Source organism: Streptomyces sp. ISL-98, from assembly GCF_018614055.1.
In the GTDB taxonomy this organism is placed as follows: domain Bacteria; phylum Actinomycetota; class Actinomycetes; order Streptomycetales; family Streptomycetaceae; genus Streptomyces; species Streptomyces spiramyceticus.
Window position 1 is genome coordinate 13,501 of record NZ_JAGGPB010000064.1, and the last position, 23,899, is coordinate 37,399.

26 protein-coding genes and 5 pseudogenes are annotated in these 23,899 nt (G+C 68.0%); 15 read left to right on the plus strand and 16 right to left on the minus strand.

Annotated elements, in window-relative coordinates; genetic code table 11:
• Nucleotides 1-260 precede the first annotated feature (260 nt).
• Nucleotides 261-1,094, plus strand: a complete 834-nt coding sequence (locus J7I98_RS33715) for an MFS transporter (protein WP_214928863.1) — start codon at nucleotides 261-263, stop codon at nucleotides 1,092-1,094.
• Nucleotides 1,095-1,132: 38 nt separating this feature from the next.
• On the opposite strand, the gene J7I98_RS33720 is transcribed toward J7I98_RS33715, so the two are convergent.
• Complete coding sequence (locus J7I98_RS33720) at nucleotides 1,133-1,441, minus strand: hypothetical protein (protein ID WP_214928864.1); 309 nt, start codon at nucleotides 1,439-1,441, stop codon at nucleotides 1,133-1,135.
• A gap of 266 nt (nucleotides 1,442-1,707) precedes the next feature.
• Between J7I98_RS33720 and J7I98_RS41655 the strand changes: the two are divergent.
• Nucleotides 1,708-1,797, plus strand: a pseudogene (locus tag J7I98_RS41655) (transcriptional regulator); the annotation flags it as partial.
• A 276-nt stretch (nucleotides 1,798-2,073) separates the two neighbouring features.
• Nucleotides 2,074-2,279 (plus strand): annotated as a pseudogene (locus J7I98_RS33730) (transposase family protein); the annotation flags it as partial.
• Between the two features lie 71 nt (nucleotides 2,280-2,350).
• Here the strand turns inward: J7I98_RS33730 and J7I98_RS33735 are convergent.
• On the minus strand, nucleotides 2,351-2,644 hold the full coding sequence (locus tag J7I98_RS33735) for a hypothetical protein (protein ID WP_214928865.1): 294 nt from the start codon (nucleotides 2,642-2,644) through the stop codon (nucleotides 2,351-2,353).
• A gap of 310 nt (nucleotides 2,645-2,954) precedes the next feature.
• On the opposite strand from J7I98_RS33735, the gene J7I98_RS43100 reads away from it, so the two are divergent.
• Together J7I98_RS43100 and J7I98_RS33745 are read left to right on the plus strand one after the other, a co-directional pair.
• Nucleotides 2,955-3,179 (plus strand): hypothetical protein, encoded by a 225-nt coding sequence (locus J7I98_RS43100; protein ID WP_214928866.1) that lies wholly within the window; start codon nucleotides 2,955-2,957, stop codon nucleotides 3,177-3,179.
• A gap of 126 nt (nucleotides 3,180-3,305) precedes the next feature.
• Nucleotides 3,306-3,806: pseudogene (locus tag J7I98_RS33745) on the plus strand (Scr1 family TA system antitoxin-like transcriptional regulator); the annotation flags it as partial.
• 1,416 nt (nucleotides 3,807-5,222) lie between these two features.
• Here J7I98_RS33745 and J7I98_RS33750 read toward each other — a convergent pair.
• The 4 genes from J7I98_RS33750 to J7I98_RS33765 form a co-directional block, all read right to left on the minus strand.
• Nucleotides 5,223-5,474, minus strand: coding sequence for a hypothetical protein (locus J7I98_RS33750; RefSeq protein ID WP_214928867.1), 252 nt, complete (start codon nucleotides 5,472-5,474; stop codon nucleotides 5,223-5,225).
• 182 nt (nucleotides 5,475-5,656) lie between these two features.
• Entirely contained in the window at nucleotides 5,657-6,814 is a 1,158-nt protein-coding gene (locus tag J7I98_RS33755) for a serine hydrolase (protein WP_214928916.1), read from the minus strand.
• A 493-nt stretch (nucleotides 6,815-7,307) separates the two neighbouring features.
• Nucleotides 7,308-7,613 (minus strand): transposase family protein, encoded by a 306-nt coding sequence (locus J7I98_RS43105; RefSeq protein ID WP_374225198.1) that lies wholly within the window; start codon nucleotides 7,611-7,613, stop codon nucleotides 7,308-7,310.
• A 50-nt stretch (nucleotides 7,614-7,663) separates the two neighbouring features.
• Nucleotides 7,664-7,870 carry a hypothetical protein gene (locus J7I98_RS33765; RefSeq protein WP_214928868.1) on the minus strand — a complete coding sequence of 69 codons (207 nt, stop codon included), beginning with the start codon at nucleotides 7,868-7,870 and terminating at the stop codon, nucleotides 7,664-7,666.
• 10 nt (nucleotides 7,871-7,880) lie between these two features.
• Between J7I98_RS33765 and J7I98_RS33770 the strand changes: the two genes are divergently transcribed.
• On the plus strand, nucleotides 7,881-8,021 hold the full coding sequence (locus J7I98_RS33770) for a hypothetical protein (protein WP_214928869.1): 141 nt from the start codon (nucleotides 7,881-7,883) through the stop codon (nucleotides 8,019-8,021).
• A gap of 207 nt (nucleotides 8,022-8,228) precedes the next feature.
• Nucleotides 8,229-8,594: a hypothetical protein gene (locus tag J7I98_RS33775; RefSeq protein ID WP_214928870.1), complete on the plus strand. Its 366-nt coding sequence runs from the start codon at nucleotides 8,229-8,231 to the stop codon at nucleotides 8,592-8,594.
• Between the two features lie 310 nt (nucleotides 8,595-8,904).
• Here the strand turns inward: J7I98_RS33775 and J7I98_RS41675 are convergent, their stop codons facing one another.
• Together J7I98_RS41675 and J7I98_RS33785 are read right to left on the minus strand one after the other, a co-directional pair.
• On the minus strand, nucleotides 8,905-9,243 hold the full coding sequence (locus J7I98_RS41675; protein ID WP_251021591.1) for a hypothetical protein: 339 nt from the start codon (nucleotides 9,241-9,243) through the stop codon (nucleotides 8,905-8,907).
• Between the two features lie 517 nt (nucleotides 9,244-9,760).
• Entirely contained in the window at nucleotides 9,761-9,943 is a 183-nt protein-coding gene (locus J7I98_RS33785) for a hypothetical protein (protein ID WP_214928871.1), read from the minus strand.
• A 341-nt stretch (nucleotides 9,944-10,284) separates the two neighbouring features.
• On the opposite strand from J7I98_RS33785, the gene J7I98_RS33790 reads away from it, so the two are divergent.
• Nucleotides 10,285-11,028, plus strand: coding sequence for an aquaporin (locus J7I98_RS33790; protein ID WP_214928872.1), 744 nt, complete (start codon nucleotides 10,285-10,287; stop codon nucleotides 11,026-11,028).
• Between the two features lie 544 nt (nucleotides 11,029-11,572).
• Here J7I98_RS33790 and J7I98_RS33795 read toward each other — a convergent pair.
• From J7I98_RS33795 to J7I98_RS33805, 4 genes are all read right to left on the minus strand, one after another.
• Complete coding sequence (locus J7I98_RS33795; protein WP_214928873.1) at nucleotides 11,573-11,725, minus strand: hypothetical protein; 153 nt, start codon at nucleotides 11,723-11,725, stop codon at nucleotides 11,573-11,575.
• 85 nt (nucleotides 11,726-11,810) lie between these two features.
• Nucleotides 11,811-11,933 carry a hypothetical protein gene (locus tag J7I98_RS42380; protein ID WP_285438120.1) on the minus strand — a complete coding sequence of 41 codons (123 nt, stop codon included), beginning with the start codon at nucleotides 11,931-11,933 and terminating at the stop codon, nucleotides 11,811-11,813.
• Nucleotides 11,930-12,733, minus strand: a complete 804-nt coding sequence (locus J7I98_RS33800; protein ID WP_214928874.1) for an alpha/beta fold hydrolase — start codon at nucleotides 12,731-12,733, stop codon at nucleotides 11,930-11,932. Before J7I98_RS33800 ends, J7I98_RS42380 begins: the two co-directional genes overlap by 4 nt.
• Before the next feature lie 119 nt (nucleotides 12,734-12,852).
• Nucleotides 12,853-13,521: a DUF4097 family beta strand repeat-containing protein gene (locus J7I98_RS33805; RefSeq protein WP_214928875.1), complete on the minus strand. Its 669-nt coding sequence runs from the start codon at nucleotides 13,519-13,521 to the stop codon at nucleotides 12,853-12,855.
• A gap of 222 nt (nucleotides 13,522-13,743) precedes the next feature.
• Between J7I98_RS33805 and J7I98_RS33810 the strand changes: the two are divergent.
• Nucleotides 13,744-14,451, plus strand: a pseudogene (locus J7I98_RS33810) (helix-turn-helix domain-containing protein); the annotation flags it as partial.
• Nucleotides 14,452-15,943: 1,492 nt separating this feature from the next.
• Here J7I98_RS33810 and J7I98_RS33820 read toward each other — a convergent pair.
• A complete protein-coding gene (locus tag J7I98_RS33820; protein ID WP_214928877.1) occupies nucleotides 15,944-16,531 on the minus strand; it encodes a TetR/AcrR family transcriptional regulator in 588 nt (195 codons plus the stop codon).
• Nucleotides 16,532-16,713: 182 nt separating this feature from the next.
• Here J7I98_RS33820 and J7I98_RS33825 point away from each other — a divergent pair, with 182 nt between their 5' ends.
• A complete protein-coding gene (locus tag J7I98_RS33825) occupies nucleotides 16,714-17,124 on the plus strand; it encodes a DUF6463 family protein (RefSeq protein WP_214928878.1) in 411 nt (136 codons plus the stop codon).
• A 35-nt stretch (nucleotides 17,125-17,159) separates the two neighbouring features.
• Complete coding sequence (locus J7I98_RS33830; protein WP_251021592.1) at nucleotides 17,160-17,693, plus strand: DUF2867 domain-containing protein; 534 nt, start codon at nucleotides 17,160-17,162, stop codon at nucleotides 17,691-17,693.
• 191 nt (nucleotides 17,694-17,884) lie between these two features.
• Here J7I98_RS33830 and J7I98_RS33835 read toward each other — a convergent pair whose 3' ends face one another.
• Nucleotides 17,885-18,880 (minus strand): nitronate monooxygenase family protein, encoded by a 996-nt coding sequence (locus tag J7I98_RS33835; protein WP_214928879.1) that lies wholly within the window; start codon nucleotides 18,878-18,880, stop codon nucleotides 17,885-17,887.
• A gap of 1,357 nt (nucleotides 18,881-20,237) precedes the next feature.
• Between J7I98_RS33835 and J7I98_RS33840 the strand changes: the two genes are divergently transcribed.
• The gene (locus J7I98_RS33840; protein WP_214928880.1) at nucleotides 20,238-20,531 is read left to right on the plus strand and encodes a hypothetical protein; all 294 of its coding nucleotides are present in this window, start codon (nucleotides 20,238-20,240) and stop codon (nucleotides 20,529-20,531) included.
• Nucleotides 20,532-20,601: 70 nt separating this feature from the next.
• Here J7I98_RS33840 and J7I98_RS41680 read toward each other — a convergent pair.
• A pseudogene (locus tag J7I98_RS41680) lies at nucleotides 20,602-20,839 on the minus strand (IS5/IS1182 family transposase); the annotation flags it as partial.
• A 433-nt stretch (nucleotides 20,840-21,272) separates the two neighbouring features.
• Between J7I98_RS41680 and J7I98_RS33845 the strand changes: the two are divergent.
• The 3 genes from J7I98_RS33845 (at nucleotide 21,273) to J7I98_RS33855 (ending at nucleotide 22,835) form a co-directional block, all read left to right on the plus strand.
• Entirely contained in the window at nucleotides 21,273-21,770 is a 498-nt protein-coding gene (locus J7I98_RS33845; protein WP_214928881.1) for a hypothetical protein, read from the plus strand.
• Nucleotides 21,771-22,144: 374 nt separating this feature from the next.
• Nucleotides 22,145-22,453 carry a hypothetical protein gene (locus tag J7I98_RS33850; RefSeq protein WP_214928882.1) on the plus strand — a complete coding sequence of 103 codons (309 nt, stop codon included), beginning with the start codon at nucleotides 22,145-22,147 and terminating at the stop codon, nucleotides 22,451-22,453.
• Nucleotides 22,454-22,577: 124 nt separating this feature from the next.
• Entirely contained in the window at nucleotides 22,578-22,835 is a 258-nt protein-coding gene (locus J7I98_RS33855; RefSeq protein WP_214928883.1) for a hypothetical protein, read from the plus strand.
• 7 nt (nucleotides 22,836-22,842) lie between these two features.
• On the opposite strand, the gene J7I98_RS33860 is transcribed toward J7I98_RS33855, so the two are convergent.
• Nucleotides 22,843-23,844 carry an alpha/beta fold hydrolase gene (locus J7I98_RS33860; protein WP_214928884.1) on the minus strand — a complete coding sequence of 334 codons (1,002 nt, stop codon included), beginning with the start codon at nucleotides 23,842-23,844 and terminating at the stop codon, nucleotides 22,843-22,845.
• Between the last annotated feature and the right edge of the window lie 55 nt (nucleotides 23,845-23,899).

The following is a 23,899-nucleotide window of genomic DNA, read 5'->3' on the forward strand; positions in this document are numbered from 1 at the left end:
ACCGCTCTGAGCCACGGCGGCGTCGGCAGCCGCACACCAGCTTCCGAGGACCTGGCCGGCCGCGGCGACTACTTGGCGGCCTTAATGGTTCGCTCGGGCACGAAGACCATTAACGCCCACTTCGAGATGAACGCCGCGCAGCGCACCCTGATCATGCACGTCACCGAATCCGAGGAGCGCCGGTCCGTGGTTCGCGTTCACCGGCTCGTTGCGCAACATCGGTCTCGCCGCGGGGTCCGCCGCTGCGGCCGGGGCCGGACGTGGCGGTGTTCGGGAAGGGCTCGCTGTGGTGGATGATCGCGGTTGATGCCGCAACCTACCTGCTGGCCGCCGCCTGTTTCGCCGCCCTCACCACCACTCCCCCGGAACCGGAGGACGCGCCGCCGAGTGCGCTGGTGACCCGGGCGGACGACGCGCGCCGCTACCTGCTGCTCGTGGCCGCGAACATCCCCTACGTCCTCGCTCAGGCCGTCCTCGCCGTGCTTGTCGCCGTCTACACCACCCGCGACCTGGGGCTTCCCGCATCGGCGGCGAGTGTGCTGTTCGTCATCAACACCGTCATCGCCTCCGGGTGTTGGACAGCTATCACCGCGCACGTGGCGCCGAAGGTGCCCCGCCGCGCCGTGGCGGCCGGATACCTGATCATGGCTGTGGGGATGGGGGCGTTCGCGCTGCCTGCGCTGCCCTACCTCGCCTTCACCACCTGGTCGGCCCTCGTTGTCGCGATCGCGCTGTTCAGCGTGGCAGAGATCCTCCTCGGCCCGGCGTTGAGTGAACTGTCCGTGAGCCTCACCCCCGAGGCGGCCGGGGGCTTCACGCAGGGCCTCTACCAGTTCTCGTGGGCAATCGGCAGGGTCGCCGCTCCCGCCCTGTTCACCCTGCTGCTGGAAGCCACAAGTTGGCCAGTTTCCGGCCGTCGGCTTCGACTTGCAGTACAGGTCCAGTTCCACCTCCTGCACCCACCCGATAGCCAGCGCAGTGTGCTTCCTGATTCTGGTCCGCCGTTGAGAGAACCACGGCGCGATGCCGCGCACCACGTCCGCGCGCAGGATGTCCTTCTTCGCTGTGCTGGCGTTGGCCGGGTATCGCGCTGATTTTCTCGATGTGTTGCTCGCCCGACGCGTCAATCGCTTCAGCGCATTTGATGATGATGCTGGCTGCCGACCACACGGGACGGAAGACGAAGACCGGCGACAGCAGTCCGCCCGCCTCTCGGGACACGGTAGGTCATGGGCCCACCAGCCATGATCCGGAACATGAACAGAAGGCCGTACATGAACATCGACATCATCCACGCCGGGAAGGCGATCGCCGTACCGAACATGAGGACATAGAAGCCGGCCTGGAGCGACTCGTTCGTAACCTGCGAAGTGATCGACTGGACTGTCGGACCGACCTTGACCGACATCCCATACGAGACGGCTTCCTGCGCCACAGTCACGACCAACGAGAAGACAGGAGCGTCAGCGGGACGGAGATCCCGAACAGCGCCAAGGTGGCCCAGTCGGATTCGCTGTATCCGCGCAGCGCCTTCTCAACGGAGGCCGGTATGGGGCGGGTGATCCCGAGCTTGCCATCGCGAATATGCCAGCCGCAAGGTACTCGTGACCCTGACGATGATGCCGGAATGCGCGGTTTCCCTGTACAGACGATTGATCACCCGGGCTGCAGCGTGCTCGCGTGCCCTCCGAACCGCCGCTCGACTGGGTGCTCGCCCGTCGCCGGGCCATCGGGGACCAGATCCGGGCGGCCAGGCTCCACGCCAACCTCACGCAACAGGCAGTTGCCGAGAGGGCGGGCATGGATAAGGCCATCTACGTACGGGTCGAGCGGGGCATCCGCCACGCTGATCGACACCCTGATCCTCATCGCCGTACGAGGTCGACGCACCGCTCGCCGACCTCGTACGGCAACGAAGGGCCCCGGCCGTCCGCTCCACCAGGGCGGGCAGCCGGGGCTGGTCGAGGTGTTTCCTACGAGGCGGGCCGGCCGGAGCCGGGGCAGGTCTCCGTGCCTGTGCCGCCATGCTGGTGCATCGTGGTGGGCGTGCCGGGCGGCGAGCCGACGCCTGCGCCGCACCGCCGCCGCAAGGGCGAGGAACTGCCGGCCCGGAAAGGGCGCACAACCAGTCCCACAAGCAAGTCCGCGCCCGCGTCGAGCACGTCTTCGCACGCATGAAGTGCTGGAAGATCCTGCGCGACTGCCGCCTCAGGGGAGAGGGCGTGCACCATGCCATGCGCGGAATCGCCCGCCTGCACAACCTCAACCTCGCCGGATAGAGGGCGCGGCCGGAACAGCCACCGGCCACGCCCCCCATCCACCCATTCAGAGATGGTTTACGGGACAGGCCTTAGAAGGCGCTGTTGCCGCAGCCCATGCTCGAACCGATGTGGGTGTCCTGTGCGCCCGAGTTGCCCTCGCCGTTCAGCAGGTTGCCGCCCAGGCCGTTGAGGACGCCGACCTGACCGAGGACGTCGACGTTCAGGTCGTGCGACGTGCACTTGGAGCTCTGCTGGATGTTGAAGTGGTCGCCGCTCTTGTGGTGGCCGTGCCCATGGCCGCCGGCGTGGGCAGTGCCGGCACTCAGGAGTCCGACGCTGGCGAGGGCAGCAACCAGGACGGCAGCCTTGCGAAACTTGCGCATGTCATCTCCGGTGGAGTGAGGTGGGTGCGATCTGCGATAGATCGACTTCGTACAGTTACGGGAGATTAGTGTGAAATACCCTCAAAATGCCCGGCGACGCGCCGAGTCCGGGCGGGCCAGCGCGCGCTGGCCGCCGATGGGGTGTGCTGTGCGGGGTGCTCTCCGTCCCCCGCGGCTCTATCGTCGTGGGCCCCTACCAGGGCCGGGCGTGGCGCCTGGGCGACGAGCTCGTCTTCAGAGATGCCTCCCTCCTGGAGCGATACGGACGATTGCGCCGCTCCAGAACTCCCGGGCCATAGGCGCTACCAGGGTGCCGCCTGGTTTCACCTGGGGCACCAACTCGTACGGCACGCTGCGCAGCGCGCAGGTGCGCAACCATGGCTGCGACCTTGGACGGCTGGGAGTTGCCCTTGGGCACTCCGCCACGCAGGCCTGGACGCTCGGTGCAGACCACTCTGAGGGCGCGTCACCGCAGGGGTTCTCCATCTACGCGGGCGCCCGGATGCCCTCGCACCTGCGCGTCGGCGGGGGCTAGGCCGACGGCGAGCAGGGGTGGGCAGAGGCGGCCCGATCCCGGGCCACGAAGCGGTGGTCCGCATCCCAGCCAGGATGGTGCCGATGATCCGGGAGGCGTGCGATGCCATCGAGCGTCCCGACGTTCCCTGAGCTGTTGCGCTCCGCCGGCGAGTCGGCCGTACACCTCGAAATGCGTGACTCGTATCCCGAAGTGGTGGACAGCTACCAGGCGTGGAAGTCCGCAGCAGGGCCGCAGCCCAAGCGAAGGCGCGGCTGGTCGAGGAAGTTGCACGAGTCCGGCCACCGCTTCGTGCTCCTGGTCGAGGAGACGGCACTGCACCATCACGTCGGCGACGCCGACGCCATGGCCGCCCAGTTGGGGTACCTGCTGACTGCCGGGGCGCTGCCGACGGTGTCGCTCGGTGTGATCCCGGCGGCTAGGCAACGGACCATCTGGCCCATGGAGACGTTCCACATGTACGACGGAACTCTCGTTTCGATCGAGCTCCTCTCGGCGCGTGTCACGGTCACTCAGCCCTCCGAGATCGCCATGTACCTGAAGGCGTTCGAGGAACTGCGCGGCATGGCCCTGTACGGAGCGGCGGCCCGGGGGCTGATCGTGAAGGCGGTCAAGGCGCTGCACTGATCCCAGACGCACGAAAGGCCCCCTGCCCTCCCGAGAGGGAGACACTGTTGGCGAAAATTCAGTGGGGGAACGTGACACGCGCCTGGAATGCCGACGTCATCCGTGTGCAGTTCGCACCCAAGGACTGCAAACCGTGCCCTGTGCGGCAGAGTGCACCCACGCCAGCGTTCCCCGGCGCAGATGCCCTGGCTGCACGACGGCAAGCCGCACGACTACAAGCCGGGCGACTCCCGCTGCCCGTACCGGCCGCTGTCGGTGTACGCGGATGAGTTCATGACCGCCGCGCAGGACAGCCTGTTCGGCGACGACATCCAGACCAACGGCGGCGACCGCACCAACCGGCCTGAAGTACGGCATCGGCTTCAACCCCGCCGGCCAGTCCCCGTTCGCGCACAACGGGTTCTCCACCGAGATGAAGGACAACCTGCGGCAGAACAACAGGCTCCGTCATCTTCAACATGGGCTCGCCCGGCGCCACCCGCAAGGCCGCGGAGGGCACCATAGAGAACGCCTACGACCGTCCCGACCATCCCGGCCCGCCACTCCCGCCAGGAAGGCTCCCCGATCGACCGGGCCATGAAGAGGGAGGCCGCCCCGGAGAACGGCGTCAGCACGGGCGGCGTCGCCGTCATCGTCCTCGACAACGGCCGCGCTGTGCTCATGCGGTCGCTGTACGCGGACTTCGACACCGACCTGTCCGACCTGTTCCCTGGCGAGGTCAACCGGCTCACCGACTACGAAATCCCAAGCGAAGACCGTGACCGACCGCGCCAGCGGTTCCACGGTCACCCGCAGCGTGGTGGACAAACTCGAAGCCAAAGCCGTGGTCACCCCGACCACCGCGAAGACCTGTCGGGTCCGGTCCAAGACCGGACCCACCCGGCGACAGAACACACACCCCGCGCCCAGGCGACGCAGGGCACCCTCCCCCACCGGACCTTCGGGTCCGGCGGGCAAGCGTCCGGAGGGACACGCTCACACGGGCCGGACCCGGCTGCCCCGCGCAGCCCACCGGCACCAGGGCGTGACAACGATCAGCACACCCACCACGGTCGGTCACCGGCCACGCGGAGCAGCACTGGGCGCAGGCTTCCACCTGCACGCTCACGCTACCCCTCCACCGTGGGCAGATCCCGTGCCAGACACTACGTCTGACATGGAATCGCTTAGCTGATTAGAGACGCTACGACTACGCACACCACGGCCGAGCAGGCACCCCGTCAGCCGACTTCGTCCCCGACGGGTTCGTCGACCGGTTCTGCCTGCTCGGCCCGGCGTCTGCGCCTGTGGACCGGCCGGCTGAGCTCAGCGGGCTCAGCCTGGCCCAGTTCGCTCTCTACCTGATGCACGATCAGTCCACCCTCACAGAGCGGACAGTGCATGCTGAGCTCCGCTGCTCGCCCCCAGTCGCTCGGCCTAGCCCGGGCCGCCTCCACCACCGCCGCCTCCGCCGTCGCTGGGGAGTCCGAGGCGGAGTGCGAGACGGACGATGCGCTCGAGGGACTCCTCAGGGAAGTCACCGCCGGGGGGCGTGGGCCGATCCGTGATGGGCGGGGAGGTCTTGTGGTCCTCGCAGCCGCAGGCCATGGCTTGCGGAGCAGCGGCTCCGAGCAAGGTGGCAATCAGGACCGCGGCGACAGCCGCGCAGCGGCCGGTTCGAGTGGGCATGTGCACCTCCAAGGGGTGGCCAGTCACTCCACCACCTCCCACCCCAAGCCAACTACACACGCCAAACCAGGCGCATTCCGCCAACAAGACGCAGGACTTCACACAGTTGGCGGCCTTATCCGGGCACGCCTACGAGCCGCAAGGTTCGAAACAACCTCTCGAGGCGTACGGGTCCACGGTGCTCAGCTCGTCGGCTGAGCCGGCTTGGCCCCGTACGCCGACTCGGCCTGCCTGCTGCAGAACACCTTCTTGAGGAGCTTTTCCAGCGCCTTCGGGAACACCTGCGCTTGGTCGATTGCGGCGTCCCCCATGGTTATCGAGGCGGTCATGGTCATCTTGCCGTCGGGCGTGCTGTACATCAGCGCCCCGTAGCCATTGTTGCTGCCGTTGTGGTTGAGGATGGTGCCGACGCAGTTCGGGCCCGTGTCCTGCACGTACAGCCCAAGGCCGTAGCGGCCGAAGAGGCCGCCGCTCTTGGGGTGTGGCTTGCGCATCTCGGCCAGCAGCTTGGCCGGGATGAGCTTGCCACTATTCAGCGCGGAGAAGAACGTGTGGAGATCCTCGGTGGTCGAGATCATCTCACCGGCGCCGGAGATCCAGGAGGGGTTCTGGCGGGTGACGTCCACGACCTTCCACTGGCCGGCTTCCTCATACCGGTGGTAGCCGTGGGCGTGCGGCCCGGGGATGTTCGTCCGGGTGCCTGGCACCATGGTGTCGCGCAGGCGGAGCGGCCGCAGGATCCGCCGCTTCATCTCCTCGTCGTAGGGTTGGCCGGTGACCTTCTCGATCAGCAGCCTGGCCAGCACGTAGTTGGTGTTGGAGTAACTCCAGTTCGTCCCCGGCTCGAACTTCGCCGGCTTGGACAGCGCCAGCCGTACCAGCTCCTCGGGCTGGTAGGTGTGGAACCGCTTGTCCACCCACTCCTTGCCCTGCCAGGGGATCCCCGGCACGTACGTCCCGTCGTCGTAGACCTCGCCACCGGCGAAGTTGAACAACCCGCTGGTGTGCTGCAACAGCATCCGCACTGTGATCCGCCGGTCCAGCTTGAACTCGGGCAGGTAGTCGGCTAACGGCCCGTCCAGCCTGACCTTGCCGTCGGCCACCAGTTGCAGCACCAGGGTCGCGACGAAGTTCTTGGTGGTACTGCCGACCCGGAAGCGGCCGTTCGTCGGCGGCTTGGCGCTCTGGCCCAGCTTGCGCACCCCGGCGCTGCCGACCCACTCGCCCCGCTGATCGTTTACGCGCATCTGCATCCCGGCGTAACCGGCATCGACGAGCTCCTGTATGGCCTTCTGCAGCTCCGGGCGATCCTGCCCGGCAGCGGCCTTCGGCACGGCCATGCTGTCCGCGGAGGCCACCGCGGGTGTGGCCACCCCGGCCAGCAGCGCGGCCGCCAGCGCCGCGACCCCTACTCGCCGGAAGACCCGTGGCATCCGGCCCCTGTGGTTTTGGGTACCCCTGGTTATTCCTGGAACCTCATGCTCGGCCTTGCCGAGGATGCTGTGTGTCACGGCCCCAAGGTTGTTCACGTACGAGGTTAAGTTCATGGCGTCATGATGGCACTCACATGGCGCCAATGCAAGCCATAGTGGCGCGGATTTACATCTGGGGTGGCACTATCTGGCGCCACGCGAAGGAAAATGCTGGTCAGCCTCATGAAGGGTTGGCGCCACGGTCCATACCGGATCCGGTGGCCGCCCGACACCAGTCATCCTCAGCAGCCGTGAACGACAAGCGATCAACCACGATTCAGGCATGGACTCCAGCGAGCGCCTCGGCCGCCGTAGGTCGGGCGCGACGGTGCGGCCGCGCATCGCCAGTAGCGGCCGCACCTCACCGATTGCACGCGTGATGGTGGAACGTTCGATGTCGAAACCAGCACGCCAGTACATCATGGGTGGCACCATGGCGGAGGTGAATGAGGGCGGCCAACAGGCGGTCGCCAAAGACCAGTTTGTGCTTGGCCCCAGCACCTACGGCCCGACGACGGGGCCGCGACGCGAGTGCAGCCTGGTGCCGCTCGTGCGACAACGGGCCGATCTCGGCGACGAGTTCAGCGATCAGATCGGGCGACAGGCCCGTGATCCGCTGGCTTCGGATGATCGCTGCACGTTTCCGCTTCCGCACCACAGGGACCATGATCAGCGATCAGACTCCCGACGCGCCACCGCCAACCATGCACGAGCCCGTTAGCCAGCCGCGGGCACCGCGCCTTCCCCGAAGGGCGGAACGTCGGCCACGGTGACGTCCATGCGCAGCCGCGCGAAGCGCAGTGGGTGGCGCCAGGAGCCCCGCTCGATGGCGGTGTCCGCGCCGATTTCCGCGACCAGATCAGGGACGACCAGGATCGGGTCGAGGGTGTCTGCGGCTGCTCCAGGTGGCGGTGAACCGCACACCGGTCCATGGATGTTCGGGGTCGGCTTCAGTGAGGTGGTCGGCGAGCTGGCGGGCATCGTCGGGCTTCAGCGGCGTGGTGCGGCCGACCGCGCGCAGTCGGCCGTCGGTGTCGTACCGCCCTACGACGAGCAGTTGCGGACGGTTCAATGAGCCGGTGACGCCGCCGATCACGGCTTCGGTGATCTGGCGACGGCGGACCTTGAACCTTCTCTGCACCGACTCGGGAGGCGCTGAGCATCGGCGCGAGGGGTCGGCCCTGCGTGAGCTCCTCCGGGTCAGCAACGCCCGCACGGCCGAGGTGGCACGCCGATCACAACCCTCTGCGGACCGCGCTCCACCACCGATGTTCAGAATCTGATGTGGCAGTCCGCTCAGATCCTGAACATCGGGGTTGGACGCAGGTCAGCTCCCCCCGGTACCTCCGCCGAACTGGTCGGCGCCGAACTGGCTGCCGCCCATCTGACTGGAGTCCTGGCCACCGAACTGGCCGCCGCCGAAGCTGTCCTGGGCGCCGTCCTGACCGCCGTCCTGGGCGCCGAACCCACCGCCGCCCATCTGACCGGTGTCCTGACCGCCGAACTGGCCGCCGCCGAAGCTGCCCTGGGCGACGCCGAACTGATCGCCGTCCTGGCTCTGAGCCTGCGCGGCACCAGCGCCACTGAGGCAGATACCAAGAACTGCAGCCGCAGCCGCGAGAGAACGGAATCTCATGAGGTCTCCTGAAGAGTCGAGTGGAATCAATGGTCGTCCTGCGAACAGATCAACGACTTCCCCGGACGAGGAGCCGCCTTAGGCGTGACCAAGGCAAGTTCACCGCGACGAGCTGACCACCTCGCGCCAACACTCGGAACCAGACGTGGGATCATCCGATCGGCTCCGTCGACCATCACCCATGGAAGTAAATCTCTCCCCGGCGACCACCGCCCCGATCTCGGGCAGCCGCACCCACCCGTCCGTCACGTCCCTGTAAACCCTGGAGGTCTCACATGGCACGCCGCGATGTTCGGCTCCGCCCCTCGCCGCGGCGAACCGATCACTGAGTTGGTGCAGTCAATTGACCACCCTCTGGCCCGGTCATATATCTCTGCTGCAAGCCCTTGATCACCACGCCTTCCACGACCTGGATCTCCGTCCAGGACTCCAGCCACTCCTGCGCGACGGCCGGGTCCCTCGTCATCGGACACAGGGTCCACGGCGGGGTCAGACCGCGCTGGGTGAACAAGTCCTCAACGGTGGCGCGGCGCCGTTCGAACGGCTGACTGAGTAGCTCCTGACCGTGGGCCTGGAGGACATCGAAGGCGATGAAATGGGCGGGCATCGCCGCGGCGAGGGCCTGGACAGTGCGCTCTCCGGATACGGAGCGGCGTTGCAACGCCTCGAAGGCCCCCCCGGACCCACACCACGAGCTCGCCATCCAGGACCAGGCCGTCCGGCATGTTTCGCCGCGGCGACGAGGTCGGGAAAGTGATTCTGGATCAGCGAGCCGCGCCGCGACTGCAGGAGCACCGGACCACCAGGGCGGGCCGGTGTGGACAGGAGATCCCGATAGCCGTCGAACTTCAGCTCCATCGCCAGACCGCCCGGCAGCACACCGGGCCCCGGCACCGACTCGCGAGCCTGGGCCAGCATCGGCTCCAGGGGAGGCTTCAACACCATCACAGCCATCCTCCCCGCCCGCTACAGCCCATGTCTTCTGTCTACGACGACACCCGCCGGCCCGCTACCCGGATGCCGTCCGGCACACGACAGCACGCCGCGCAGACGTCTCGCCAACGGGTCCTCTTCTCCACTGCTATCGCGTGGAGAAGAGGGGTCGTCGGGCCAAACCGGCTTGCCCACCGGCCCTGACCTGGCGAAACACCCAGGGCGCGTACGTCTGTGACCCCGGCCTAGGCCACCGAGAGTGCCTTGACGCCTGACAGGAGGGGGACGAGCGAGTAATTCCCGTCCCCCGAACCGCACGACACCTGACTGTCAGCCGTGTTGGAGACGTTCGTCCCCGTGGCGAACCGCCCGTCGCCGCCCGGCACCACGGTCGTGAAGTGATTGGTGGCCGAGGACGAGTAGTACACGCACTGATGCAGGTTCAGGTAGCGCCCTGAAGCGAGGTTCAGGGCTTTGACGCCCGACAGGAGGGAGACGAGCGAGTAGTTCCCGTCCCCCTTGACCGCACCCGTACCACGCGAGCCAGGGGCGCCGGGGTGAAGGCAGGCGTGTACGCCGACATCCGACGCCCCCGACTGGCGTCACCTCCCGTGCTTGCCGTCACGCTCTCCCGACCAGCCTTTACATGACGGCGCCTTACCCTATGCAATTCGATGATAACTCTGTGTGTAATGTAGATGTTCTGGCCCGAGTACGGGATTTCACAGACCGCAGTGGTCGCCGGATGCTCATCCGGGAAAGGAACAACATGGTCCGTAAATTGGCTGCGGAACTGCTGGGAACAGGGCTGCTCGTGTATTTCGCCGTCGGGGTGGCAACCCTGTCGTTCGGCTTCGGCACCGCGGGGAGCAGTTACGCCGCTGGTGTGGTCGCTACAGCACTCGCATTCGGTCTCGTCCTATTGGCACTGGCATACGTGCTCGGGCCCGTCTCCGGCTGCCATGTCAATCCAGCCGTCACCATCGGAGCCCTGCTGGCCGGCCGAATTCCGCTGGTCGAGGCGATCGGTTACTGGGTTGCGCAGTTCACCGGCGGCATCCTCGGGGCTTTGCTCCTGTGGGGTACGTTCGCCGGTTCACCCGGCTACAACCGTTCGACCACCGGCCTTGGAGCCGACGGCTGGAGTGCCGCCAGCGCCATTCACATCAATGGAGGCGGCGCCTTCCTGACCGAGGTGGTGCTGACCACCTTCTTTGTCTTCGTTGCCCTCGGCGCGACAAGCAAGACCTCGAATGACACCGTCGCAGGACTGACAATCGGGCTGTCGCTCTCCGTATGTCACCTCATCGGGATTCCGATCACTGGAACGTCGGTGAACCCCGCCCGCAGTCTCGGTCCTGCCCTCATCGTCGGCGAGACAGCCCTTTCCCAGGTCTGGCTCTTCATCATCGCCCCCCTTACGGGTGGCATCCTGGCCGCTGGCCTTTATGTGCTGATCTTCCCAAAGTCCGAACCCGTCCCGGGTGAAACCCTGGTCAGCGGCGTTGGCTAACAGAGTGTTCTGCCCGCCGCGGATCGACAACGGACTGTGGAGCTACCCGAGCACCGACCCGAACCTGCTGCAATGCATGGCCCGGGAGCCAACGGGCGGCAACGCGCGGATCTGCTGGAATAGACGCAGTTTCTGCGCCGGACGAACTGCTGATCGGCGGGAAGCCGACCGTCGTCTATGCCTGTTTACGCGCTTCGCGGGGCTGACGGACTGACTTCCGGTAGGAGTTGGCGAGGCGGGCCGCCGATGTGCCTCACCGGCGGCAGCTGTCTTCACGGCAACTTCGTAGCGGACGGCCGGATGGAGGCCCAAGTCCGCAGCGGCCGGGTAGGGCACATCAGCCAGACTCCACAACGCGATCTCGTGACTGATCTGGCCGTCGGGCGTGATGCTCATCAGGCTGGTTCCCGGGGAGTCGATGCGCCGGCCGGTGTGAAGGGTGCAGGTGAAGTGCCACATGATCGCGGCCCGGTCGGGAGCATGGATGCTGTCGATCACAGCGGCGCCGATGTCCGAGGTGGCTGCAAACCAAGGGCCCAGCTGGTCACGCCTCGTCCCGCCCGTGCAGGTCCCAGTGGAGCGCCTTGTCTTCGTAGTGGGTGTCATTGGTGTAGACGGACTCCCAAGCGTCCAGGTCATGGTGGTCGAAGCCATCGCACAGTCTTTGGAAGGCGGCGAGTTGGCGGGCGCGGTACAACGGCGTGTCCCTGCGCTTACTGGTACTTGAGATTCAGCCGCACCCCCACTGCCGAGACGCCGGACACTTGGCCAAGTTCACCCACTTAGGGCGGAAGGCCGAGAATCCGCCGTGCTTCAGCCCACAGCTGCTCGAACTCCTCCGCAGAGATCTCGGCTGCCTGGGGCTGGTCGGGGCGGCGGCCGCCGTCGCGGTCGTCACGGCTCATCCAGCCTTGTGGTCGTGGGTGGCGGCGAGCTCGCGTACCGCGTCGGCGACGGCTCGGAAGTCCTTGCGCAGGATCTTGGAGTGGTTGCTCGCGACCTTCGCGCTGAGGCGGATGTTGGGGTTACGGGTGAGCACCGGGTCGAGGTTGGCGCGGATCTGTTCCATCAGCTTTGGGTCGCCGCCCAGGTTGCCGCCGGTGGCAAGCACGTACCGGGCCGGTACGGTCACGCGGTCGAAGACCGGGTTGAGGGCGGCGGGTGCGCAGAGCTCGTTGATCTCGATGTTGATCTCGGCGTGTTGCGCGGCGCTCATTCGCGCGGCCAGGCCGAGTGGGCGGGCGATCGGGAACAGCGGGCTCAGCCGGCGGAACAGTTTGCGGATCTGTTCCCGGGCGGCGTCGTCGAGCCATTCGTGCGGCAGGGCGCCGTCCACGGACACCGCCCCCAGGGTGCGGCCGGGGTTGTGGGCGGCCCAGTGCATGGCGAGCATGGCGCCGTAGGACCAGCCCACCAGGATCGGCCGGTCCACGCTCCTGGCGGTGAGGACGGCGTCGAGGTCGCGCAGGCACGCCTCGAACGAGTAGTCGGTGGCGCGTTTCGATTTGCCGCGGGCGCGCTCGTCGTAGGTGATGTGCCGGTAGTCGCTGCCGAGGTTGGTGATGACGCGCCGCCAGTGCGACTGGTCGGCGTAGGAGCCGTTGAGGTAGACCACGGGACGGCCCCGCCCGCCGGTGTCGGTCACGGCCAGTGCGGTGTCATCGATCGACACCATGCCGGTCCAGGCGGACTGCTTGATGGTCATGGTTTTGTCTTCTTCCGGTGTCGGAGGTGGATCAGGAGCGGTGGACGGTGATGTCGCCGTAGGAGGTGTGGCCGCGCTCCTCCTACGGCTTCGTCGGCCTCTTCGGGCCGGGTGGCGTTTCAGAGGCTGCGGGCGGTGATGTCGCCGTAGGCGGTGGTCGCGCGGATGTTCACGGCGGTGGCGCCTTCGGTGTTCTTGAGGGCGTTGTGGATCCGGCCGTAGGTGGTGCCGGCGTCCAGACAGGCGGAGACTCCGCGGGCGGCGCCGATGGAGATCTCGCCGGACTCGGTGCGCAGGACGACCGTGCCGCGTGCGGCCTCGGCGATGTGGAGGTCGCCCTTTTGGGTGCTGATCTGTGCGGGGCCGCCCAGGCGGCCGACCGAGATGTCGCCGGCGAGGGTGGTGAGGCGGGCGCTTTCGGTCTCGTCGAGCTTGACCGAGCCGTGCGCGCCCTCGAAGGCGACGTCGCCGAGCCGTCCGACGCCCCGGAGTTCGGCGGCGGCGGCCTTCGCTTCGATGCGGGAGCCGGCGGGCAGCTGGACCGTCACCTCGACGGATCCGGAGCTGCCGAGGATCCGGTTCTTCGCCGGTGAGACCTCGATCCGCAGGACGCCGTCGCTGTAGGCGACCTCGGTCTGCTCCGCCGCCTTCACGTCGCGGCTCTTCGAGGCGTCCGCGGGCAGGACCTCGACCGTGGTGTCGGCCCGGTCGGCGGCGATGAACCGGATGCGGCCCGCGGGGATGTCCAGGATGGCGGCGACCGGGGCGGGGGTGTCGAACTTCTGCATTGTGCTCTCCTGTGACTCGTTTGTTTCTGACGATGGAAAAGCTACGTTGCATTCAAGAACCCTTCAATATGTTCGTTGCGTCTAATCATCATTGATGCAGGTCAAAGGCATAGAATCGTTGCAGTGGCCTTGGAGATTAATGCAACGATGCAGCCTGTTCGTTGCAATAGAGTGGGAGTGAACGCCATGCTGGAGGCACCACGGACCGCGACGGAGATCGCGATGCCGGGAGGCAGACTCACCCAGCAGGAACGCCAGCAGATCGCGCTGGGACTGGCCGACGGCCTCGCCTACGCGGAGATCGCCAGACGTCTCGACCGCCCCACCTCGACGATCACGCGTGAGGTGATGCGCAACGGCGGCCCCACCACCTACCGTGCCGACCTGGCCCACCGCGCCACCGAACGCCGCGCCCACCGGCGCAGGCCCGCCTCCTCCCGACGGGCGGAGTCAGTCCCCCAGCCGCACGGACGTGACGCCGAGGCCGTGCATGAGTACGAGGAAACGTTCACCACCGTCCTCATGGCTGCGGGCACGCCCAAGATGATGGCCCGAGTGCTGACCTGCCTCTACACCACCGACGCCGGCAGCCTCACCGCGTCCGAACTCGTCCAGCACCTCCAGGTCAGCCCGGCGTCCATCTCCAAAGCGATCACGTTCCTCGAAAGCCAGGGCCTCGTCCACCGGGAACACGACGAACGCCGCCGCGACCGCTACATCGTCGACGACGACGTCTGGTACCAATCGACGATGGCCAGCGCCCGCGCCACCGCCCACCTCGTCGCAACCGCACGCCAAGGCGTCGCCATCCTCGGCCCCCACACCCCGGCCGCCACCCGCCTCGAAAACATCGCCCGCTTCGTCAACTTCATCAGCGAGAGCATCACCCGCGCCGCACAGCAGGCCCGCGAAATCCTCCACACAAACCCGAAGCGAACTCAGGCGGCACTGCCACGCCAAGTTCAGATCGCGGATAGAAGCAACGGGGCCGGCTGGAGGCGCGACAGCTACTGTGCACCCTGGGTCAGGGCGCCGCGTGTCGGCTGTGGGCGGCGGCACCGCTGCGCCTCGCAACCGGTCGGCGTCCGGCCCATGCACCGCCGAGGGTTATTTGCATGGGCGGCAACCACTTCCGCCCCGGTGGCTAAGTTCACGACTTCCGGGAGGCACCCCGAGGCAGGCCCCGCCGTTCCTCATCAACTGCGATGCAGCCCGGGCTTGCTCTCCAGGGCATTGCTGACCTCCTGGAAGAACGCCTTGCGTGAGCGATCGACGGCTCGGTGGGCCTCTTCCATCGTCTCCTGGGCCAGGGTCCGCAACGCCTCGTCTGTCAGGGCGGATGCGGACTCCACCGTGGCAATGCAGGAGGACAGGTAGGCGCCCGTATTGCGCGTCAACTTACGCACCGCCTCACGGAGCGGTTCAGGCCCCTCAACGCCGGCTTTGGCACTGAAAGGACGCAAAGCGGCAACCAGCTCGCGGGCACGTCGCCTCTCCTCCGCCCTTGCTTCCCCGGACTGCTCCAGCGCGACGCCCTCGACCGCGCCGACCGGCCGCAGGTACGCGACGAGCAGCTTGGTGGCCTGCATCCGGACGGGGGCGATGGCGTCCAGGGCGGCGTCGAGCGCGGCGGCGTAGGCCGTGTAGACCTCTCGGCGAGTCTGGGACCGCCACAGGTGGTGCTGGGCGCGGGCCTGGTGGCGTGTGGCCCGGCTGATGATGAGCGCAGCCAGTGTGGCAGTCGCGCCGCCGATCGCGGCTCCCACAAGTGCCGCTATCCCCTGGTCCACTGTGGGCCCCCGTTCCCCGTGGGCATCATTTAATAAGCAGTGGCGCGCCGTCAGCCACCGGCTGACAGCTCGCGGCGCTGCTGGGCGGGCGTCAGATGCCGGGTGACAGTGGCCAGCGCGAATTCCCCACGTACGGCCAGTTGGCGCGTCACTCTCCGTGGCAGGGGGAAAGCGGCGCCGTTCCCCCTCATCTTCGTCGCGGTCGCGTGACCCCTAGCCTTCCCGGACAGCCGACTCCTCGGCAAGACCGCCATCACCACGGAGGTGACGCCGGCCCGAGATTTGTTCGGCAAGTTGGTGGTCGGCGCAGGCGGTAGTGGGCTACTGGCCGTGGCGGAAGGTGTCGAGTTGGCGTCGGCCGTGGGGCCAGAACCAGGAGAAGGGCAGCTCCGGCGGCGCCACCCAGTAGACAGAAGCGGAGAATTCCCGCTCGTGCACCTACGCCGCCGTGACCCGACCACCCGAGAGTGGTCGAGGGCTACGAAATCTTGCCGGAGCCACTTCAACGAGTCCGTGGACAGCCGCTCTTGCCCCGTCCAGCAAGTCGCTCATCCGGTGGGTGGTGCACCAGCGCCGGGCCGGTGGGGTTCTTGGAGTCACGGACGGCCACCCAACCGGGAGAAACAGCCCTGTCAGCGCGGCTCGACGGCTCCACCGGGGTCGCTGTGGTGCCGGTCGGCCAGGGCGGTGATTCCTGCTGCGGCAGCGGCGGCGAGGTCGGTGACCATCGCGTCGTCGACGGACAGGTTGAGGATGTACAGGGCGGACGCCAGGGAGCCGAGCAGCAGCAGGTGGGCCATCGCGGGGTCGACGGCCCCGGCCAGCTCGCCGCGGGCCACGGCCTGTTCGATGATTTCGGCGAAGCAGGCCTGTTCGGCGGCCAGGAAGGTGTCCTGGAACCGGGTATCCAGTTCGGGATTGCTGGCAAGTTCGCTGATCAGGGCCGGTGCCAGCTGTCGGGCCGCCGGGGCGGCCATGCGGACGTGAAACGTGCGGACCAGCGCCAGCAGGTCCCCGTGCAAGGAGCCGGTGCCGGCCAGCGGAGGCAGCTGCTGCTCGTGCATGGTGGCGACGAACGCCATCTCGGCCTTCGAGGCGTAGCGGCGGTAGATCGCCGCCTTGCCCACCCCGGCGCGCGCCGCGACCTGGTCGACGGTCAGGGCCGGGTAGCCGATTTCGTCGATCAGCTCACGGGTGGTCTGCAGGATTTTGTGATCCACGCGACTGTCTCGGGGGCGTCCACCCCGTTGCCTTCTCGCTGTCATGCTCGCATGATACGGAACGCGAGTATCGAAACCCCAGTATCGGAACTATGGTTTCGGGGATCACTGGGCCCCGCTACGCATAGACAACCGCGACGAAGTCGCACCGCGCGGCTTCGCAACAAGAACGGAGAACTCAGATGATCAAGTGGGCTGGCTGGATCATCACGTTATGCGGAACCGCACACACGCTCGGCGCCCTGACGGTGGAGAAAGCCGCGCGCCACGCCGGGACATGGTTCAGCGGCGGACTGTGGAGCGAGAACCTCGCCGACATGAGCCCGGCGGGCAGCGCGTACTGGATGAGCCTGGCAAGCTTCGGCATACCGCTCATCCTGGTCGGCCTGACGGTGCTGTGGCTGGACCGCCGCGGCATCACCCCACCGGCATTCATCGCCTGGACGCTGGGGACCTGGACCGTCGTCGACGCCGTGGTCCTCCCGTTCACACCCTGGCCGCTCTTCGCGCTCGCGTGCGCCCTGCTGCTGATCGGAGCCCGCCGCGCCCGCCGCGACAACCCTGCGCCCAAGGCCGGGCTTCCACGAGCGTGAACATAGGCCGCGCCAGCAACAGGTGGTATGTCGGCATGAGACTCCCCAACAGTGAGCACACCGATCAGCCGTGGCGCATCCACGAGATCGCTGCCGACTTCCACCTCGAGGACGTGCGGGCGCTGCCAACCCCCGGCGGCCCAGACGACTTCGAGCGATTCGTGCGGATGGGCGAACGGATGGCCGGCGAGGACCACAAGCGAACGGACGGCTGGGCATGGCCGGCGCGCGCCCTGTGGGACCTGCGCCGGCAGCTCGGGCGGCTGCTGGGCTGGGACCGTCCAGAACACGACCTCGGCGCGCGGGTGTCGAGCCTGCGGGACCGGCTGTCGGCCGATCTGCGCGAGGGCCGACCGCACCGGTGCCCCACGGGGCGCCGTTTCGCCCGGTCTACCTCACCGACAACGAGATGGCCGGGAGCTGTCCAACAAGACCGTGCACTGCCTCTCCTATTACGATTGGGTCCCGACAGCTCGGGGGGCTATTGGGCCCAGATGGCCACGCTGGTCAAACCGAACGGCCTGTTGGGGCGGGCCTACATGGCCGGGTCCGACCGTTTCGCTACCTGATCGTCTACCTGCAGCTGATGAAGCAGATCGCCCGCAGATGGCAGAACACCCCACCTGGCCCCGCCACCATCACCGAACCCGCAACGGGCTGAGTTCGTCGAGATGGACGGTGTTGACAGTGGCCACCAGAAATTCTCTACGGACGGCCAGTTGGGGTGTAACCGAGGGTGTCCATTGTCGGCTCGACGGCATTACCCGTGGGCTCGTGGGCGGTTGTTCGGCCGGCGCCTTCCGGCCCAGGCCAGTGCATCCTCGGCTTGGGCAGCCAGCGTGGTGACGAGGTCGGCTGCGGAGGGCAGATCGGTGATGAGGTCGACAGCCTCGCCCGCCCAGACCGGCAGGGACGGAATCACCCCTCGTGCCACGTCGTCGTGGTAGTCCCGACGGGCCTGGGAGTCGCCGACCAGCTCGGCCTCCCGGCCGCGCCATCGGTCGAGATAGGGGTGGCTGAGAGTGCGGGCGGTGTACTTCTCCGTCGGCCAGCTCGCGCCGCGGGCGATGTCCAACACGCTGCTGCGTTCGGTGTCCTGTCCGCGTCCTTCGACGATGGCCTTGCTGATGGAACGGTCGACCAGGGCTTCGGTCGTGGCCTGGAAGCGGGTGCCGATGAGTGCTCCGGCGGCACCCAGGGCCAGGGCTGCGGCGACGCCGCGACCGTCGGCGATCCCGCCGGCCGCCAGGACCGGTACCGGTGCCGCGAGGTCCACCACGAGCGGCACGAACGGCAGCGTGGACCGGCCGCGGCGGGCGCCGTGGCCACCGCTCTCGGTTCCCTGTGCCACGATGACGTCGGCGCCCACGTCCACGGCCCGCCTGGCCTCGTCCAGATCGGTGACCTGAACGATCAGAACCGCGTTCGACCGGCGGATCCGGTCGACGAACGGGCTCGGGTCGCCGAAGGACAACATCACCGCCGCGGGGCTGAACTCCAGCGCCTGCTCCACAGCGCCGGCATCGATCGCCCAGGTCAGAAAACCGACACCCCACGGCTCGTCGGTGCCCTCCGCGACGATCGGCAGCTCTCGCTCCAGCCAAGCCCGGTCCCCGTACGCACCGCCCAGCAGCCCGAGGCCGCCTGCTCGGGAGACGGCCGCGGCCAGTGCGCCCCCGGCCGAACCGCCCATCGGTGCCAGCACGATCGGGTGCCGCACGCCCAACAACTCCGTCAACTCCGTCGACAACGCCATGGCCACATCATCGCTCCCGTGCCGACGGACAGGGCACGGGCCGAGGCAACGCGCCTCCGCTAGAGCGCTACGCCGAGCCGTCGGCCCGTCGACGGCTGCGTGTTGTGACAACCGCGGCCGGATAGTTCCCCACTAACTGGCCGCGGGCGGGAATCTGAACTGGCCACTAACAGCCGGGCCATCGCTCCTGGGAGGCGATCCACTCCCGACGGGCGTAGGCGCGGACCGCGTCCCGCTCGGCATCCGTGCAGCCGTTCTCCAAGCTGGAGGGATGTCACCTGTGGTGCTGGCCCCGTGCTGCTGGTCGGGGCGCACGAGTTGCTCAGCAACATCGGAGGCGTCGGTGCGTAACTCCACGTCCATCGGCACCGGGTGGCGGGAATCCTCCTGGTAGGGACGCGGCAGGTAGCTGCCGCGCCCGTGGCACAGGGCGAGCGCGTCCAGGACGGCCGCGGTCTCCAGCAGGTCGTCCCGGCACTCCAGCGCCAGGCTGCTCACCTGGGCACGCTACGGCGCGGCACGAACCCCCGGAGTTGCTTTTCCCGTTCACGCGGATCGGCCTAGCCGGAGCGGATCCGGCTGGATGTTGTCGGCTCGTTCAATGCGAGCCGCTTGAGCACGCGGGTCCTGTGCAGATCATGCCGTCCTGCCCAACGGCTGGGCCACGGTTCAGGCAGCGCACCTGCGCGCTCAGCTCGCGCCCGCCGCGTAGCGGCCGCGTGTGTGGTGGCGGCGGCGCTGGGCGCGGGCCGCCTCGATCGGGCCTGCGCAGCGTAGGTCGCCACCTCGGGCTCGGGGAATGCGCGGCGGCTGAGGTCGCGCATCGCGCGGTTCTGTCGCGCCACCGCTTCCGCGATGCCCTGGTCCACGTGGCGGGTCGGGGCGACTTCCTGGTATGCGGCGAGCGCGCGGCGGTCCGGGGGGCGGCCGCCCCCCGCTCGCGCAGGCTCGCGCCGACGGCCGGGAGTCCCAGGCCCGCTCGGTGACGAGCGCGCCAATCGCGGCACCGCGGTATCGGTATCGGTATCGGTATCGGTATCGGTATCGGTATCGCCATAGTGCACGAGCGGTCGTCCCCTGCACGTACGGGGTTGCACACTTCGTGACGTGCAGCGTCAGCACAGCTTTGCCTGTTCATGGCGGGGGTGGGCTCTTCGCTGCCGAGATCGGCAAGCGGTACGTCGATCGCGTCGGCGATTTGCGAAGAGCACCCCGCACAGCGCACCCCATAGGCGGCCAGCCCGCACTGTCCGCCCGGACTCGGCGCGTCGCCGGACATTTTGAGTGCATTTCATACTAATCTCCCATAACGAACGAAGTCGATCTACCACAGATCGCACCCACCACGGGAGATGACATGCACAAGCTCCGCAAGGCTGCCGTCCTGGTCGCTGCCCTCGGCAGCGTCGGACTCCTGAGTACCGGCACTGCCCACGCAGGCGGCCATGGGCACGGCCACCACCACGGCGGCGACCACTTCAACATTGGGCAGAGCTCCAACTGCAAGTCGCACGACCTGAACCTCGACGTCCTCGGCCAGGTCGGCATCCTCAACGGCGCGCTGGGCAGCGCGCTCAACGGCGAGGGCGACCCGGGCGCACAGAAGACCCACATCGGTTCGAGCATGGGCTGCAACAACAGCGCCTTCTAAGGCCCGTCCCGTAAACCATCTCTGAATGGGTGGATGGGGTCGTGGCCGGTGGCCCTTCCGGCCGCGCCCCCTATCCAACGAAGTTGAGGTCGTGCAGCCGGGCGATTCCGCGCACGGCGTGGCTCACACCCTCTCCCCTGAGCCGGCAGTCGCGCAGGACCTTCCAGCACTTCATGCCTGCGAAGACGTACTCGACACGGGCCCGGACTTGCTTGCGGGACTTGACGTGCGCCTCCTTCCGGGCCGGCAGCTCCTCGCCCCTCGCGGCGGCCGTGCGGCGCAGACGTCGGCTCGCCGCCCACCACGATGCACCAGCATGGCGGCACAGGCACCGAGACCCGCCCCGGCTCCGGCCGGCCCGCCTCGTAGGAGACACCTCGACCAGCCCCGGCCGCCCGACCCCGGTGGAGCGGACGGCCGGGGCTTCTTCATTGCCGTACGAGGTCAGCGAGCGGTACGTCGACCTCGTACGGCGATGAGGATCAGGGTGTCGATCAGCGCGGCGGATCCCCCCGCCCGACCCGTACTGTCGTGCCAAACCCCGCCCAACGCGGGAGCGCGGTGGAAGTTCGTCCGCTTGTCGATGGGCAAGACCTACTGGCCCAAGCCTTCGACAATGGCCCCGGCCTAGATCCCCAGTACCTCCTATTGCCTGAGGGGCCGTTGGAAGCCGCGAATGCTCCGCACGAGGTGCGCTTGGCTGAGGCACAGTGCACCGAGGGATGCTGCGGGGCTCTCTACGTGACCATCAGGCGCGACAACGACCAGGTGGTCTGGAACGAGTGGCGCAACCCCGACTCCGATGAGGTGGACCTGCCAGAAATCCGATTCGACGCCGAGCAATACGACGCCGAGGTCGAGCGGGCAACCGCGGACCACCATTGGGAATGGCCAGCTCGCACCGTCGCACGGCTGCTGGAGCAGGAGTTCAGAGGCCACACCGACTGGCTCACGCGGTGGGAATGCGAACTCGGTGGCGTGTCCGCCTGGCTCTGGGAGCGCGACCAGATCAATCTCTTCCTCTTCCATCCAGGCCGCTCTGCCATAGGGCAAGACCGCCCATGGCTGCAGTTCAGGATGCTGCTGAGCATCTCCAGCGACGACCCGCTGGATCAGGCCGAACAGTTCGCCGAACAACTCGTGGCAGGTGACCCGCGCGAGGCCGCAGAAGTCGCCGGCGGTTCACCGGAGTTCGCCGGGCAGCTCGGCTACCCATGGCCGCAACGACGGAGGACCTGAACCCGGGGAATACAGCGCACCAGGAACAAGTGCTCTCCACCAGTACGCACCTACCGCAAGGTCCCCGCGACCGAAGCCTTGCGGCTGCCTGGCAGCGGTCCGGGAGTCGCAGCGCGCCAGCAAGCCCGTCCAGCAGCGCACCAGAAGCAGAAGCAGTGGGCTGGCGGCCAGTACGTCACCAGCGGCGGCCGGGTCGCGCCCCGGACGCCCGATCCTCCCGCCCGGCGAGTGCCCCACCGAGGTCGCCTGCAGCAGGTGCAGGCAGGCAAGCGCCCCACGGCCCCTGAGCGGGAGAGGGGCCGGTCGCGGAGCCCGTACGACGGCCACTTAGGGTCGTACGGGCCCACCACCTGCGCCGACCACAGGAGCCCCCTTTGCGCCCCGAGACCCGCCCGCTGGATTCGCCGACGTCCGCCGACAGGGGGCGGCCGGGTCCCGCCGGCCCGCTCGGACAGATCCTCTGGGCGGTCGGATTCCTCGCCGCCTGGATCATCCTGGTCGTATCGCTCATGCAGCACCGGCACCAGTGGCTCACGGTGATCAACCTGGTCACCACCCACACGGGCCTGTTCGTCCTGCTCAACGCCCATCGCCTGGGCCACCGACGGCTGGCCCGCGCCAGCCGGATCGCGCCCGTGGTCACGTTCGTGCTCAGCGTCGTGGCCCTTGCGGTGTTCCGATAGGAGGGGCGGGGCTGTCGTGGGGCTGTGCGGCTGGGCCCTCCTCCGCTCAGGGCGACGACAAGGAATGCGCGTCGACACCCGCCCCCTCCGAAACCCCCCAGAAGACCCCGCCGTTCGGGACCGGATGCTGCGCTCCAACGGGCTCGACCCTCAAGTACGGGACTACGTCCTCTCCACCCCCGGCGCGGAACAAATGGTCGAACGCAGCCTCCGCCGTGCCCTCGCCCTACTGGCGCTACCCGACCAGCACCGCGTGGACATCCATGTCCTCTGCGCGACGGCCGGCACCGAGTCGTTGACCGGACTACCGGAGGTCGGGAGGGCGTTGCCCGTTGATGTCGGGCTGCGCCAGGCGCGGCGGCTGCGGGAGATTGAGTGGTGATGCCGGGTCAGCGTGGCGCGGTTTCGACGGCGAAGCCATGCAGGAGGCTTCCGGTGGTGTCGGGGTCCTCGAACATGGGTGTGTGGCCGACACCGTCGAGGATCTCGATGCGGGCGTGGGGGACTCGGCGATAGTCCTGGGCGGAGGACGGCTGCCATCGCCGGTCCTGGGAGCCGAAGATCACCAGGGTCGGCAGGTCGAGGCCGGCGAGCCGGTGGGGGATGGGACGTTCCTTGAGGAACGCGTCGACCGCCTCGTCGGTCGCGGTGAGGCTGCGGTAGGTCATGCCCCGGATGTCGGCGATGATCTGGTCGGGGATCTGCACCTCGCGGGTGAACGCGGTGCTCAGCGCGTCGCGGATCGTGCTGTCGGTGCGCAGCCGCCAGATCAGCTCCCCTACCACCGGCGTGGTGATCAGGCGGGCGACGAAGCTGTCGCCGAGGAACGCGTCCGCGCGCGGGCCGGTGTCGATCAGCGCGATCGCTGCCACCAGGTCGCGGCGCTGCTCGGCCAGCGACGTGGCGACGACGCCGCCGGTGGAATGCCCGACGATGGTCGCGCGGCGCACCCCGAGTTGATCGAGCACGGCCCCGACCCGGCGTGCGTGCTGCGCGATGCCGTAGCCATCGGCCGGTTTGGCTGATCCGCCGTGACCGAGCAGGTCCACCCGCACCACGCGCAGGTCCCGCATTGCCGGCAGCACTGGGTCCCACCATGCGGTCGAGCCGGCCAGGCCGTGCAGGAGCACCACAGTGGGGGCGCCGGGCGGCCCATCCTGCACGACGTGGATGTCTCCGCCGGGAAGGCGCACGATCTGCTCGCCGGAGGCTTCGGCTGTCTCCGTGCGCACTGACACCGTGTTCCACGCGAGGAGGACGGCCAGCACGCCGACGGCCAGCAGCGTGATCCGCCGCCGTCGACTCCACGCCCGCCATCCGCGCGGGACGCTCGGCGCCGCGTCTGCGCGGCTGTGGTTGCGTTGGCCTTGCGGGGTGGTCGTCTCGTCCATGGCTCCTCCGTCGGTCGGTCCGGGGCGCCATCACCTTCCCGGTGGCCAACGCGAC